Origin of the sequence: Photorhabdus sp. RM323S, assembly GCF_042879375.1 — a bacterium.
Taxonomy (GTDB): Bacteria; Pseudomonadota; Gammaproteobacteria; order Enterobacterales; family Enterobacteriaceae; genus Photorhabdus; species Photorhabdus tasmaniensis.
Window position 1 is genome coordinate 124,060 of record NZ_JBHFKZ010000008.1, and the last position, 12,747, is coordinate 136,806.

Here is a 12,747-nt window from a genome sequence, read left to right on the forward strand (position 1 = left end):
GATTGTGAAAAATAAAAAGGCCATACCGGAGTGCAGCCTTTAATAATCAAAAAACCCTCAAAATTGCTTGTAATCATCATATTTTCAGTGAGTTATAGTTAACGCCAGTTGCAGCAAAAACGTTTGGTTTTACCTATCTGTTTCAATATTTCACCTAATTTTTTCTCTTCAGCATTGTTATTATACCAACTGCAAATCATATATTTTTGGAAATTGGCACCAGTACTTAAACGTTTACCAAGATTATAAGTTTTACCATCTACCGTTATATGAAGATCTTTTTTTCGAAACAGACCTGCTACCTTCTTACAAATTTCTTCATTAGAATCAGATAATACATCCCACATAAGCGCGTTATATGTATCACTATTTTTAAAAATTATTTAGATAATGCGCACCATCAAAAGCTTGACCTCCAACACCCGCCACCGTATAGTATAGCTATACACAATACAATGCCATAATATTCAAAATGATTAAGAGTTTCAAACATAAAGGTCTGAAAGAATTTTTCGAAACTGGTTCTACAGCAGGCATTCAACCAAAACATACTATAAAATTACAAATTCAGTTAACCGCATTAAATACAGCTAAAAAACCAGATGATATGAACGCTCCAGGTTGGAAACTTCACCCACTAAAAGGGGCTGATTTGAAAAGCCACTGGGCTATATCGGTTAATGGCAATTGGCGATTAACATTTAGATTTGAAGGTGAAGATGTCATTCTCGTCGACTACCAAGATTATCACTGAGGAATAACAAAATGGGCAGAATGTATAACCCGGCACATCCCGGATTGGTTTTACGCGAATATCTCGGAGATATATCTGTAACCGACACCGCTAAATCATTGGGTATAACTCGCGCCGCGTTATCCCGTATATTAAACGGCAATGCCGGTATATCCGCTGATATGGCATTACGTCTAGAGGCAGCATTGGGAACCAGCGCTGAAATGTGGACTGGAATGCAGTCTCAATATGAGCTATGGATTGCATCTCAACACAAAAGACCCGAAATAAAACCGATAGTCACACATCCATAAAATTAAAAGCCACCTGCAAATCCGGGTGGCTGTCCCAAAACAGGAAATACAAAAGGTTTATCACAATATATATCAATAAGTTAATATACCTACACCTGCATACTCATAATTTCCTGATAAGAAGCCACCAGCTTATTTCTTACCTGAACACCCATTTGCAAAGCGATACTGGATTTTTGCATATCCACCATCACATCATTCAACTCAATACCCGGGACACCCAAGGTAAAATCCTGAGTTTGTTTTGTAGCAGCCAAGCGCGTCTGATTAATTTTACCAACAGCCGCCGTCAGTTGACTGGCAAATCCCCCCTGCAACGGCATGGGTTTTGCGATACTTGCTGCCTGTAGTACCTGAGCCTGCATCTGTTGCAGTACCCCTTCAATTGCCTGAATTGACATAAAAACCTCGTGTTAAACCACCCTATACCCTACGCAATTCAATGCCATATTAACCCAAGGTTTATACGGCATATTTTCCGATTGCCACCCTAACATAGCCCCCTCAATCTAAAGCGGATAATTAACGTAAAAAGTCAGGGCTTATCGTGCCATTAAAAGATGAGTGAACAGCGAATAATGACAAGACTGAAAATAGGAAGAATTTTTTCGCTTGCGTATGGGGAGTCTGTTTTGTTACGCCACGCTTTTAGTATTCATGTTGAACAGCAAGGCAAGGATCGTCTATGAGTGCCGCAACAACTGACGTTGAAAATCAAGCCAAGGGTCTCAGTGCTATCATTAACCAGATAAAAGCTGATCCTAAAGTGCCATTATTAGTTGCCGGCAGCGCAGCCGTCGCTATTGTCATTGCCCTTTTCCTGTGGTTACGCAGCCCAGATTATCGGGTGCTCTACAGTAATTTGAGCGATAAAGACGGTGGCGAGATTGTCACACAACTCGCTCAATTAAACATTCCTTACCGCTTTGCCGAAAATGGCTCTGCTATCATGATCCCTGCTGAACAGGTACATGAAACCCGACTAAGACTGGCACAACAAGGGTTGCCTAAAGGCGGAGCGGCGGGATTTGAACTGCTTGATAAAGAGAAATTCGGTATCAGCCAGTTCAGTGAGCAGGTTAACTATCAAAGGGCATTGGAAGGTGAGTTATCCCGGACGATCGAATCACTGGGGCCAGTGCAAAATGCGCGTGTTCACCTTGCATTACCCAAACCTTCCCTGTTTGTCCGTGAACAAAAGTCCCCTTCTGCATCGGTTACGGTTGGATTACTGCAAGGCCGCACCCTGGATGAAGGCCAGATAAATGCCATTGTCCATATGGTTTCCAGTAGTGTCGCCGGATTACCACCGGGCAATGTTACTATTGTTGATCAAACGGGACGCCTGTTGACACAAGCGGATGCCACCGGGCGCGATTTAAACACCAGTCAACTGAAATACATTCAGGAAGTGGAAAACCGTTTCCAACGTCGTATTGAAGCTATCCTGACTCCGGTCGTCGGTCGCGGTAACGTTCATGCACAAGTGACGGCCCAGGTGGATTTTTCCCGCCGAGAAGAAACCGCTGAGGAATATAAACCTAATCAGCCACCGAGTCAGGCGGCAGTTCGCTCAAAACAGTTAAGTGAAAGCGAACAAAGTGGTGGCTCTTCGGTTGGTGGCATTCCGGGCGCGCTGTCCAATCAACCCAGCTCACCACCAAGTGCTCCGATTGATAAGCCAAATACCAAAGAGAGTAATAAAAACGACAAAAGCGATAAGAAAACATCATCCGCTGGCAACAGTAACGAGCGCATGGTAAACAATAATCTCAATAACCGCCGAGACGAAACTACAAACTATGAAGTAGACCGCACTATCCGTCATGTGCAGCAACAAGCCGGCGGTGTTGAGCGCTTGTCTGTCGCTGTGGTAGTTAATTATGTCACGGTCGAAGGTAAAAATGGCCCGGAAACTCAGGCATTAACACCAGAACAACTGGCGAAAATAGAAGCGCTAACCAGAGAAGCGATGGGCTTTTCCAAAGAGCGTGGTGACAGTTTAAATGTGGTTAATACACCATTTACTGAAAGCAAAGAAAATATCGAAGTGATCCCGGTGTGGCAAAACCCCGCTCTGCTGGAAAAAGCCTTTGATTTTGGTCGCTACCTTCTGTTGATACTGGTGGCCTGGCTGCTGTGGCGCAAAATGGTTGTTCCTCAACTCGCCAAAAAACGGGCCGCAGAAAAAGCTGCGCTTAATGCACAGAAATCTCAGAAAAGACAATCGACTGAATCCATTGCCGAAATGGATGAAAAAACTCGCCAGAAACTGACACGTCAACGGGTCAGTACTGAAATTCAAAGCCAACGTATCCGCGAACTGGCAGAAAAAGATCCTCGCGTAGTGGCACTGGTGATCCGTCAATGGATGAGTAACGAACAATGAGCCTAAACGGAACAGAAAAAAGCGCCGTCATGTTAATGACCCTGGGAGAAGATCAGGCGGCGGAGGTGTTTAGACACCTGAATTCCCGGGAAGTCCAGCAACTCAGTATCACAATGGCGGGTATGCGCCAGGTTTCCAACCAGCAATTGGTCGATGTACTGGCAGAGTTTGAAGAAGATGCCGGCCAGTACGCAACACTCAGTATCAATGCCAGTGACTATTTGCGTTCAGTGTTGATTAAAGCGCTGGGTGAAGAGCGTGCTTCCAGCCTGCTTGAGGATATTCTCGAATCCCGTGATACCACCACCGGTATGGAGACCCTTAACTTCATGGAGCCACAAATGGCTGCCGATATGATCCGTGACGAACATCCACAGATTATCGCCACCATTCTGGTTCACTTAAGTCGTGGGCAAGCTGCCGATATTCTCGCGCTGTTTGATGATAAGTCACGCAACGACATCATGCTGCGTATCGCCACTTTCGGTGGGGTACAACCCACCGCGCTAGCTGAGCTGACAGAAGTGCTCAATAACCTGTTAGATGGTCAGAACCTCAAGCGCAGCAAAATGGGCGGTATTCGTACCGCAGCTGAGATTATCAACCTGATGAAGAGTCAGCAAGAAGAGAATGTTATCGAAGCAATGCGCGCCTACGATAACGAGCTGGCACAAAAAATCATTGATGAAATGTTCCTGTTCGAAAACCTTATCGATGTGGATGATCGCAGTATCCAGCGCCTGTTGAAGGAAATCTCCACCGACTCCTTGCTTGTTGCACTGAAAGGCTGCGACCAACAGCTACGCGATCACTTCCTCAACAATATGTCTCAGCGTGCCGCAGAGATTATGCGTGATGACCTGGCAAACCGGGGCCCAGTGCGTATGTCTCAAGTGGAAAGCGAACAGAAAGCTATTCTGCTTATTGTTCGTCGTTTGGCAGAAAGCGGCGAGATTATCCTGAACGGTGGTGATGATAGCTATGTCTGATAAGTTGAACAATGCTGACTGGCAACCCTGGAAACCCAATGAACTCACACAGTGGGAAAAACTGCGTGTTAAACCAGAGCTTGCTGATGACTCACTGGAAACTTCCGAGCATGATGAAATCCTTGAACAAGCGGCAATGCTGGATAACCTGAAAGAACAGGCCCGGCAGGCAGGCCATGAACAAGGATTTACCGAAGGCCAGGCACAAGGTTATGACAACGGATACCAATCCGGCTTAGAAGCCGGATTGGAACAGGGATTAAAAGATGCAAGTCAGCAGCAGCAACTTATCACAGAGCAGTGGCAAAATATGCTGGCTGATTTCCGCCATTCACTTGAAGGGCTTGATACCATTATTGCATCCCGCTTGATGCAGTTATCGCTGACAGCCACGAAACAGATCCTCGGACAACCCGCGCTCTGTGATGGAACCGCCCTGCTCAATCAGATCCGTGAATTTATCCAGCAGGAACCGATGTTCAGCGGTAAACCGCAACTTCGGGTTCACCCACAGGATATTCCATTGGTTGAACAGCAATTAGGAACCACACTCTCACTACACGGCTGGCGTTTACTGGCAGATAACAAACTGCATCCTGGTGGTTGCAAAATCAGTGCAGACGAAGGCGATTTGGATGCCAGCCTGGCAACACGTTGGCATGAATTATGCCGGCTGGCCGCACCGGGAGAATTGTAATGACGGCAAGACTCGGACGCTGGCTGGCAACACTGGATGCTTTTGAGCAAAAATTGGCGAAGGCTTCGCCGGTTCGTCGTTATGGCCGTCTGACCAGAGCGACAGGTCTGGTCATGGAGGCAACGGGCTTACATCTGCCTCTGGGAGCAACTTGCCTGATTGAACGGCAAAATGGCAGCAATATTGAAGAAGTTGAAAGTGAAGTTGTTGGTTTTAATGGCGAAAAACTTTTACTGATGCCACTTGAAGATCTGGAAGGTATTGTACCCGGTGCCCGTGTTTATGCTCGCCCGTACAGTGAAGATTGCGGCAGTGGACGCCAGCTACCTCTTGGCCCGGAGCTATTAGGGCGGGTTTTAGATGGTGCCGGCCGCCCCCTGGATGGCTTTCCATCACCCGACACTGGCTATCGCGCCTCACTCACCACGCCACCAATCAACCCTCTGCAACGCTCCCCGATCAGTGATGTACTGGATGTGGGCGTTCGGGCAATTAACGCCCTATTGACAGTAGGACGCGGCCAGCGTATGGGGTTATTTGCCGGTTCCGGGGTGGGTAAGAGTGTTCTTCTTGGCATGATGGCACGTTATACACAGGCGGATGTGATCGTCGTCGGTTTGATCGGTGAACGTGGCCGTGAAGTTAAAGACTTTATTGAAAATATCCTTGGTACAACCGGTTTATCCCGCTCAGTGGTTGTCGCCGCGCCTGCCGATATCTCACCTTTATTGCGTATGCAGGGTGCATCCTACGCTACCCGTATCGCCGAAGATTTTCGTGATCGGGGTAAGCATGTATTACTGATTATGGATTCATTGACCCGCTATAGTATGGCTCAACGTGAAATTGCCTTGGCTATTGGTGAACCCCCGGCGACCAAAGGTTATCCGCCTTCGGTTTTCGCCAAACTTCCTGCACTGGTGGAACGCGCAGGAAACGGAGTCAATGGCGGCGGTTCAATTACTGCGTTCTACACCGTACTGACCGAAGGTGATGATCAGCAGGACCCAATAGCTGATGCCGCCAGGGCTATTCTGGATGGTCATATCGTGCTCTCCCGTTCTCTCGCGGAATCAGGGCACTACCCGGCAATTGATATTGAAGCCTCTATTAGCCGCGCTATGACATCATTAATTGATAAACAGCACTATCGGCGGGTACAACAGTTTAAACAACTGCTCGCAAGCTATCAGCGCAATCGTGATCTGATTAATGTCGGTGCCTATGCTGCGGGTAGTAATCCGCTATTGGACAAAGCGATTGAACTTTATCCCTACATGGTACAATTTTTATTACAAGATATTGAAGAATGTAGTGAATATGAGGCTGCCTGTACTCAACTACAACAATTGTTACCTATATAACGTAACAATTTTCTGTATGTTGCCATTAAAAAGCGAGGAATAAGATGCAGCAACAATCACCGCTCATGACCTTGCGTGAACTTGCACAAAATGCAGTGGAAAAAGCGGCCATTCACCTTGCACAAGTTCGTCAGAACCATCAGCAAATGGAGCAACAACTTGCAACGCTGATGGGCTATCAGGATGAGTACCGGGTACGCTTGAACGACACGCTCAGTAGTGGTATGCCGTGTACGACCTGGCAAAACTACCAGCAATTCATGAAAACGCTGGAAAAGGCGATTGAACAGCACAAATTGCAGCTCAATCAATGGCAACAGCGGCTTGAGACCGCTTTATCACAGTGGCAGGAAAAACAACAACGTCTCAATGCCTTTGATACTTTGCAACAGCGGGCAGATAACAACCGAAGATTACAGCAGAACAGAACGGAGCAAAAACAGATGGATGAGTATGCCCAACGTAGTGCACAACGGAGAAATAGATAATGAATGTCACTCTTTTGCCTGCTGACCTAAAACCGGCAGAAAATCAGCAAACGCGCAGTGATTTATTCACTGACGCCGATCAACCCTCTGACTTTGCTCGGTTTCTTAATCTGGAAACCGAGCCGGTACAAAAAGGCATGGTCAAACCGGGAAAAGTTTCATCCAAAGAAGGAAAAGAGACCACGGATGAAATAGACAACGGGTTATTACCTTTATTATCTGTCTCAAATGAAATTGCAGCGAAATCTGTCACCTCCTCACGGATCCCGCTGAATGTAAAAGCAGAGACAAACAAACAACCAGCACCTATTGATGAAAAGCTCATGTCAGCAGAAGAATTGGCGACAAGTTTACCCGTACAATTGTCCCAATTAACCATCAGATCAGAAAACCAGAAAGATAATCCACAACCAGCCGAACCAATAAAACATAGTGATAAAAGCCGTCAGGTTATCGCTAAAGAATGGGTGATGACAGGATTGCCGACGAAGGAAAATCTTCTGACAAATATACCAGAACAGCCAAAACATGAAGAAAAAACGGAAAGTTTTGACAATCTTTTCAAAACAAAACCTGAAAATGGATTAGTACAGAATTCTCAGGTAAAACCAAAGATCCCCTCTGCCGCTATTTCGCATGAAAGTGCCCCACAAAGCCACTCACGTGAACCGGCAGTGATCCAAACCACCGTTCAGGCTGAAATTCAGCCCACTTCTGTGGTAGCCGAAAATCAGCAAGCCGGACAAGTGTCCTCAGTAGCAGCATCCCCTCTGCTTTCCGCAGGACATAACCAGACGGCCCAGTTTCAATTATCCAGCGCCGCCACTCCTTTGCTAAATGCACAGTTGGGTAGTGAAGAGTGGCAACAGCAATTAAACCAGCAAATCATCTTGTTTAATCGCAATGGCTTGCAACAAGCAGAACTGCGCCTGCATCCACAAGAGCTGGGTGCATTACAAATTCGTATGTCTGTTGAAGATAATCAGGCTCAATTACATCTGGCATCGGCTCACAGTCACGTTCGGGCGGCGCTGGAAGCTGCGTTACCTGGGCTTCGTCATGCATTGGCAGAAAGTGGCATTCAACTTACCCAAAGCAATGTCAGCAGCGACAACGCCAGCTCGTGGCAACAAGAACAACGCTCTGGTTCACAAAATTCAGACAGAACTGGAAATCACAGCACTGATGCCACGCCAGAGAGCAATTCGGCTACCGAATCCACAATACGCTTAACCCCTCACCAACTGGCGTCAGTCCGGGGCGGTGTGGATATTTTCGCCTAATGATGGAAGGTATTTATCCGTAGTCCACAAGACTCACAACAAACGAATGAGTTAGTGGTTTTTTCCCCGTTTGTTCCGGCTATTGCCAGCGGAAATACGCGGGATAATTATTATCGATATTGATGGATAAGCAGGTCCGCCACGGAATGAGTGGACACTTGTCCGCAACGAAAACAGGAATTTGTCTGTCCATGTCTGACTATAGCTACGAGCATAAACGCAAAAATTCATTTTGGATGATACTGTTAGTACTGATTACCGTTATCGGTGCCGCCATCGGAGGATACAGTTGGTGGACACTTAAGCAAGCAAAAGAGAATAATGCTGCGGCATCCCGAACTATAAAAGTCCCTGTATTTATGACGCTGGAGCCTTTTACCGTCAATCTGATCGACAATGATGACCACTTTGACCGTGTACTCTACATCGGCGTGACTCTACGTTTAGCCGATGAAAAAACACGTAAGCGCTTTCATGAGTATCTGCCGGAAGTTCGTAGCCGTATGTTGTTGTTACTATCACGCCAGAAATCAGCCGATCTGGCTCATGACAGCGGCAAACTGCGTCTGATGACCGATATCAAGCAAACGCTGCGTCCAACCTTGGTACCAGGTGAGCCGGATCAGGTCATCACCGATGTGCTGTTTACCACGTTTATTCTGCGATAATCACCATGAGTGACAATATTCTTTCACAAGCAGAGATTGATGCTCTGCTCAATGGCGACAGTGCCAGTGACGACGCAGAAAACACCGCGTCCGGGGAAAACGAGGTTCGCCCTTATGATCCCAATACCCAACGCCGTGTTGTTCGGGAACGTCTGCAAGCACTGGAAATTATTAACGAGCGCTTTGCCCGTCATTTCAGGATGGGGTTGTTTAACATGCTCCGCCGTAGTCCTGACATTACTGTCGGTGCAATAAAAATTCAGCCCTATCATGAATTCGCCCGTAACCTGGCAGTGCCAACCAATCTTAACCTGGTTCATCTGAAACCATTGAGAGGAACAGCACTCTTTGCATTTGCACCCAGCCTGGTTTACATCGCGGTAGATAACCTGTTTGGTGGTGATGGACGTTTCCCTACCAAAGTGGAAGGCCGTGAATTCACCCATACTGAACAACGCGTGATTAACCGGATGTTACGTATGGCGCTGGATTCCTACCGTGATGCCTGGGATCCCATTTTCAAAATCGAAGTGGAATATATACGTTCTGAAATGCAGGTGAAATTCACCAACATCACAACATCACCGAACGATATTGTGGTTACAACACCGTTTCAGGTAGAAATTGGTGCGTTGAGTGGTGAATTTAATATCTGTATTCCGTTTGCCATGATTGAACCCTTACGGGAACGCCTGACTAATCCACCGTTGGAAAACGTCCGTCAGGAGGACAGCCTGTGGCGGGAAAGCCTGGTAAAACAGGTTCAACATTCAGAGCTGGAATTGGTCGCCAACTTTGTTGATATCCCGCTGAGGCTATCAAAAATTCTGCAACTTCAGCCGGGCGATATATTACCGATTGATAAACCCGAGCGCTTGATCGTTCATGTCGATGGTGTGCCGGTGCTCACCAGTCAATACGGAACATTAAACGGGCAATATGCCCTGCGTGTCGAACACCTTATTAACCCTGTTTTAAATGCTCTGGATGAGGAACAACCCAATGAGTGACGTTAAACAACCCACAGATACCGCTTCAACCGGATCTGCCGAAGATATGTGGGCAGAAGCGCTGGAACAACAGGCCGCGCAACAACAAACCTCTGACAGTAGCGCGGCCATATTTGAATCTCTGGAGCCTCAGGATGCACTGGCTCATTTATCGGATATCGACCTGATTCTGGACATTCCGGTCAAATTATCCGTAGAGCTGGGACGGACAAAAATGACAATCAAACAACTGCTGAGATTATCTCAAGGCTCCGTCGTCTCGCTTGATGGCCTTGCCGGGGAACCGTTGGATATTTTAATCAACGGATACCTGATTGCGCAGGGTGAAGTGGTGGTTGTATCGGATAAATACGGCATCCGTATCACCGATATCATCACGCCTTCCGAACGTATGCGTCGCCTGAGTCGCTAATATGGCTTTCCAGCCTTCTCTTCATCATGGCGCGGCAGAACCTGTCGCGCAAACCCAGGCGGTTGCTCAGGTAGCCACCTCTGCGCCACTTCCCGCAGGTCAGACACTGATGCAGATCAGTAGTGCATTGGCGGGTGTTCTGCTATTGATTTTCGCCCTCACCTGGCTGATACGTCGTATGGGGCTGGTTTCCGGCAAAGGAAAAACCCAGCAACACCTGAGTATCAAAGCCAGTTGCTCACTTGGACAACGTGAACGTGTCGTCATTGTGGAGGTTGAAAATAACTGGTTAGTATTAGGTGTTACCGCCCAGCAAATTAATTTGTTACATCAGATGCCAACACCTGAATCCAGCGGTGATAACCTCGAAGGACAACCCATAAAACCGGCACTGTTTGGTCAGATTTTAAAAAATACCCTGATGCGACAAGGCAAGGCCGATGAAAAAAAGTAGTGCTTTCTTTATGACGAGCAGTAAATTCCCATTATCATGCCGCCTGGCAATGGCACTCACCGCGCTGATATTACCCGTGGATGTCGCGGCACAACTGCCAGGGATTATCAGCCAACCGCTGGCCAATGGTGGACAAAGCTGGTCCCTGCCGGTTCAGACTTTAGTTTTTATTACCGCGCTGGGTTTTATTCCTGCGGCTTTACTCATGATGACCAGTTTTACTCGCATTATTATTGTGTTGGGTTTACTGCGTAATGCATTAGGCACCCCATCTGCTCCGCCCAATCAGGTTTTACTGGGGCTGACGCTATTTATGACATTTTTTATTATGTCACCGGTTTTCGATAAAGTTTATCAAGATGCTTATCTGCCTTTTAGTGAAGATAAAATCAGCCTGGAAGCCGCTTTAGAAAATGGTGCCAAGCCATTACGGCAATTTATGTTACGTCAGACAAGGGAAAACGATTTAGCGTTGTTTGCCCGTCTTGCTGACCAGCCCCCTTTTGAAACAGCAGACTCAGTTCCTATGCGGGTACTGATGCCAGCATTTATTACCAGTGAACTCAAAACCGCGTTCCAGATTGGTTTTACCCTGTTCATCCCATTTCTGATTATCGACCTGGTTGTCGCCAGCGTTTTGATGGCGCTGGGGATGATGATGGTGCCACCCGCGACAATCTCGTTGCCCTTTAAACTTATGTTGTTTGTATTGGTTGATGGTTGGCAATTACTCCTAGGCTCTCTGGCACAGAGTTTCTATGGTTGACCTGAAAAGAGACAAGAATTATGACACCTGAATCGGTAATGGCATTGGGCACAGAAGCAATGAAAGTCGCACTGGCGCTGGCTGCACCGCTGCTTTTATCTGCTTTATTATGCGGTTTAATTGTCAGCTTATTACAAGCCGCGACACAGGTTAACGAAATGACGCTGTCATTTATCCCCAAAATTCTGGCGGTATTTGTTACTACGGTTATCGCCGGTCCCTGGATGCTCAATCTATTTCTGGACTACATGCGTCAACTCTACAGCAGCATACCCGTAATAATCGGCTGACTATGATCTCTTTTGACAGTGAAATGCTGATTCAGTTTATCAGTGAGTTTTTCTGGCCACTGGTCCGGGTGCTTGCGCTGTTCAGTACAGCGCCATTATTCAGTGAAAAACAGGCCCCAAAAAAAGTTCGGATCGGATTGGCGGTGATGGTAACGCTGCTCTTGATGCCAAACCTACAACCCGCGCAAGTGCCTATTTTCTCTGTTGCCGGATTTTGGGTGATGATCCAGCAAATCCTGATTGGCACATCACTCGGCCTTACCATGCAAATTGCCTTTGCTGCGGTACGTCATGCTGGTGAAATCATTGGTTTACAGATGGGGCTTTCATTCGCGACCTTTTTTGATCCCTCCGGCGGCCCCAATATGCCCATTCTAGCGCGGATCTTTAACCTTCTGACTTTACTGCTATTTCTGGCTTTTGACGGTCATCTGTGGCTATTATCCGTTCTGGCAGATACATTCCAGGTTATACCAATACAACCATTGCAGCTTAGTGCTCAAGGGTTTTGGCTCCTAGCACAAAGCGCCAGCATGATATTTATCAACGGCCTGATGTTAGCTCTGCCATTAATCACCCTGCTATTAACGCTGAATTTCTCATTGGGGATCTTAAACCGCATGACACCACAACTCTCCATCTTTGTGGTCGGTTTTCCACTAACGCTTACTACCGGTATCTTGGTACTAACGCTTTTAATCCCGATGCTAGCACCATTTTCTGAACGTATGTTCAGTGAATTGTTTAATCGACTGGCGGTAATTATTAGTGGAATGGTTATTTAAAGTTGTTTTTAAACTAAAATCGAACTGAAAAACCCATAAGTATTATATACTATATAAATCATACTGTTTAATGTTATAAAATTTTATCTCTAAATAAGAGAAAAG

General features: G+C 46.6%; 17 protein-coding genes. 15 read left to right on the plus strand and 2 right to left on the minus strand.

What is annotated here, in order from left to right; translation table 11 throughout:
- Nucleotides 1–98 precede the first annotated feature (98 nt).
- A complete protein-coding gene (locus ACGF7G_RS06200; RefSeq protein ID WP_387464217.1) occupies nt 99–347 on the minus strand; it encodes a hypothetical protein in 249 nt (82 codons plus the stop codon).
- 125 nt (nt 348–472) lie between these two features.
- Here ACGF7G_RS06200 and ACGF7G_RS06205 point away from each other — a divergent pair, with 125 nt between their 5' ends.
- Together ACGF7G_RS06205 and ACGF7G_RS06210 are read left to right on the plus strand one after the other, a co-directional pair.
- The gene (locus ACGF7G_RS06205; RefSeq protein WP_387464218.1) at nt 473–754 is read left to right on the plus strand and encodes a type II toxin-antitoxin system RelE/ParE family toxin; all 282 of its coding nucleotides are present in this window, start codon (nt 473–475) and stop codon (nt 752–754) included.
- Nucleotides 755–765: 11 nt separating this feature from the next.
- The gene (locus ACGF7G_RS06210; protein WP_133815862.1) at nt 766–1,047 is read left to right on the plus strand and encodes a HigA family addiction module antitoxin; all 282 of its coding nucleotides are present in this window, start codon (nt 766–768) and stop codon (nt 1,045–1,047) included.
- Nucleotides 1,048–1,136: 89 nt separating this feature from the next.
- Here ACGF7G_RS06210 and fliE read toward each other — a convergent pair whose 3' ends face one another.
- Complete coding sequence (gene fliE, locus ACGF7G_RS06215) at nt 1,137–1,448, minus strand: flagellar hook-basal body complex protein FliE (protein ID WP_387464219.1); 312 nt, start codon at nt 1,446–1,448, stop codon at nt 1,137–1,139.
- A gap of 284 nt (nt 1,449–1,732) precedes the next feature.
- On the opposite strand from fliE, the gene fliF reads away from it, so the two are divergent.
- From fliF to fliR, 13 genes are all read left to right on the plus strand, one after another.
- Complete coding sequence (gene fliF / locus ACGF7G_RS06220) at nt 1,733–3,436, plus strand: flagellar basal-body MS-ring/collar protein FliF (protein ID WP_387464220.1); 1,704 nt, start codon at nt 1,733–1,735, stop codon at nt 3,434–3,436.
- Nucleotides 3,433–4,425 (plus strand): flagellar motor switch protein FliG, encoded by a 993-nt coding sequence (fliG, locus tag ACGF7G_RS06225; protein ID WP_133815865.1) that lies wholly within the window; start codon nt 3,433–3,435, stop codon nt 4,423–4,425. The genes fliF and fliG overlap by 4 nt, the downstream gene beginning before the upstream one ends.
- On the plus strand, nt 4,418–5,122 hold the full coding sequence (gene fliH / locus ACGF7G_RS06230; RefSeq protein ID WP_387464221.1) for a flagellar assembly protein FliH: 705 nt from the start codon (nt 4,418–4,420) through the stop codon (nt 5,120–5,122). The genes fliG and fliH overlap by 8 nt, the downstream gene beginning before the upstream one ends.
- Complete coding sequence (gene fliI / locus ACGF7G_RS06235; RefSeq protein WP_133815867.1) at nt 5,122–6,486, plus strand: flagellar protein export ATPase FliI; 1,365 nt, start codon at nt 5,122–5,124, stop codon at nt 6,484–6,486. The genes fliH and fliI overlap by 1 nt, the downstream gene beginning before the upstream one ends.
- 44 nt (nt 6,487–6,530) lie before the next feature.
- Nucleotides 6,531–6,974, plus strand: coding sequence for a flagellar export protein FliJ (gene fliJ, locus ACGF7G_RS06240; protein ID WP_133815868.1), 444 nt, complete (start codon nt 6,531–6,533; stop codon nt 6,972–6,974).
- Entirely contained in the window at nt 6,974–8,257 is a 1,284-nt protein-coding gene (locus ACGF7G_RS06245) for a flagellar hook-length control protein FliK (protein ID WP_387464224.1), read from the plus strand. The genes fliJ and ACGF7G_RS06245 overlap by 1 nt, the downstream gene beginning before the upstream one ends.
- A 191-nt stretch (nt 8,258–8,448) precedes the next feature.
- Nucleotides 8,449–8,925, plus strand: coding sequence for a flagellar basal body-associated protein FliL (fliL, locus tag ACGF7G_RS06250; RefSeq protein WP_133815993.1), 477 nt, complete (start codon nt 8,449–8,451; stop codon nt 8,923–8,925).
- Nucleotides 8,926–8,930: 5 nt separating this feature from the next.
- Nucleotides 8,931–9,935 carry a flagellar motor switch protein FliM gene (gene fliM, locus ACGF7G_RS06255; RefSeq protein ID WP_133815870.1) on the plus strand — a complete coding sequence of 335 codons (1,005 nt, stop codon included), beginning with the start codon at nt 8,931–8,933 and terminating at the stop codon, nt 9,933–9,935.
- Complete coding sequence (gene fliN / locus ACGF7G_RS06260) at nt 9,928–10,347, plus strand: flagellar motor switch protein FliN (protein ID WP_133815871.1); 420 nt, start codon at nt 9,928–9,930, stop codon at nt 10,345–10,347. The genes fliM and fliN overlap by 8 nt, the downstream gene beginning before the upstream one ends.
- Before the next feature lies 1 nt (nt 10,348).
- Nucleotides 10,349–10,801: a flagellar biosynthetic protein FliO gene (gene fliO / locus ACGF7G_RS06265; protein ID WP_133815872.1), complete on the plus strand. Its 453-nt coding sequence runs from the start codon at nt 10,349–10,351 to the stop codon at nt 10,799–10,801.
- Nucleotides 10,802–10,850: 49 nt separating this feature from the next.
- Nucleotides 10,851–11,567 (plus strand): flagellar type III secretion system pore protein FliP, encoded by a 717-nt coding sequence (gene fliP / locus ACGF7G_RS06270; protein ID WP_133815994.1) that lies wholly within the window; start codon nt 10,851–10,853, stop codon nt 11,565–11,567.
- A gap of 20 nt (nt 11,568–11,587) precedes the next feature.
- Complete coding sequence (fliQ, locus tag ACGF7G_RS06275; protein WP_133815873.1) at nt 11,588–11,857, plus strand: flagellar biosynthesis protein FliQ; 270 nt, start codon at nt 11,588–11,590, stop codon at nt 11,855–11,857.
- Between the two features lie 2 nt (nt 11,858–11,859).
- Nucleotides 11,860–12,642: a flagellar biosynthetic protein FliR gene (fliR, locus tag ACGF7G_RS06280; RefSeq protein WP_133815874.1), complete on the plus strand. Its 783-nt coding sequence runs from the start codon at nt 11,860–11,862 to the stop codon at nt 12,640–12,642.
- Nucleotides 12,643–12,747 lie beyond the last annotated feature (105 nt).

Coding starts and splice junctions, on each gene's coding strand:
- ACGF7G_RS06200 (WP_387464217.1), bottom strand. CDS start 347: ATGTGGGATGTATTATCTGATTCTAATGAAGAAATTTGTAAGAAGGTA.
- ACGF7G_RS06205 (WP_387464218.1), top strand. CDS start 473: ATGATTAAGAGTTTCAAACATAAAGGTCTGAAAGAATTTTTCGAAACT.
- ACGF7G_RS06210 (WP_133815862.1), top strand. CDS start 766: ATGGGCAGAATGTATAACCCGGCACATCCCGGATTGGTTTTACGCGAA.
- fliE (WP_387464219.1), bottom strand. CDS start 1,448: ATGTCAATTCAGGCAATTGAAGGGGTACTGCAACAGATGCAGGCTCAG.
- fliF (WP_387464220.1), top strand. CDS start 1,733: ATGAGTGCCGCAACAACTGACGTTGAAAATCAAGCCAAGGGTCTCAGT.
- fliG (WP_133815865.1), top strand. CDS start 3,433: ATGAGCCTAAACGGAACAGAAAAAAGCGCCGTCATGTTAATGACCCTG.
- fliH (WP_387464221.1), top strand. CDS start 4,418: ATGTCTGATAAGTTGAACAATGCTGACTGGCAACCCTGGAAACCCAAT.
- fliI (WP_133815867.1), top strand. CDS start 5,122: ATGACGGCAAGACTCGGACGCTGGCTGGCAACACTGGATGCTTTTGAG.
- fliJ (WP_133815868.1), top strand. CDS start 6,531: ATGCAGCAACAATCACCGCTCATGACCTTGCGTGAACTTGCACAAAAT.
- ACGF7G_RS06245 (WP_387464224.1), top strand. CDS start 6,974: ATGAATGTCACTCTTTTGCCTGCTGACCTAAAACCGGCAGAAAATCAG.
- fliL (WP_133815993.1), top strand. CDS start 8,449: ATGTCTGACTATAGCTACGAGCATAAACGCAAAAATTCATTTTGGATG.
- fliM (WP_133815870.1), top strand. CDS start 8,931: ATGAGTGACAATATTCTTTCACAAGCAGAGATTGATGCTCTGCTCAAT.
- fliN (WP_133815871.1), top strand. CDS start 9,928: ATGAGTGACGTTAAACAACCCACAGATACCGCTTCAACCGGATCTGCC.
- fliO (WP_133815872.1), top strand. CDS start 10,349: ATGGCTTTCCAGCCTTCTCTTCATCATGGCGCGGCAGAACCTGTCGCG.
- fliP (WP_133815994.1), top strand. CDS start 10,851: ATGGCACTCACCGCGCTGATATTACCCGTGGATGTCGCGGCACAACTG.
- fliQ (WP_133815873.1), top strand. CDS start 11,588: ATGACACCTGAATCGGTAATGGCATTGGGCACAGAAGCAATGAAAGTC.
- fliR (WP_133815874.1), top strand. CDS start 11,860: ATGATCTCTTTTGACAGTGAAATGCTGATTCAGTTTATCAGTGAGTTT.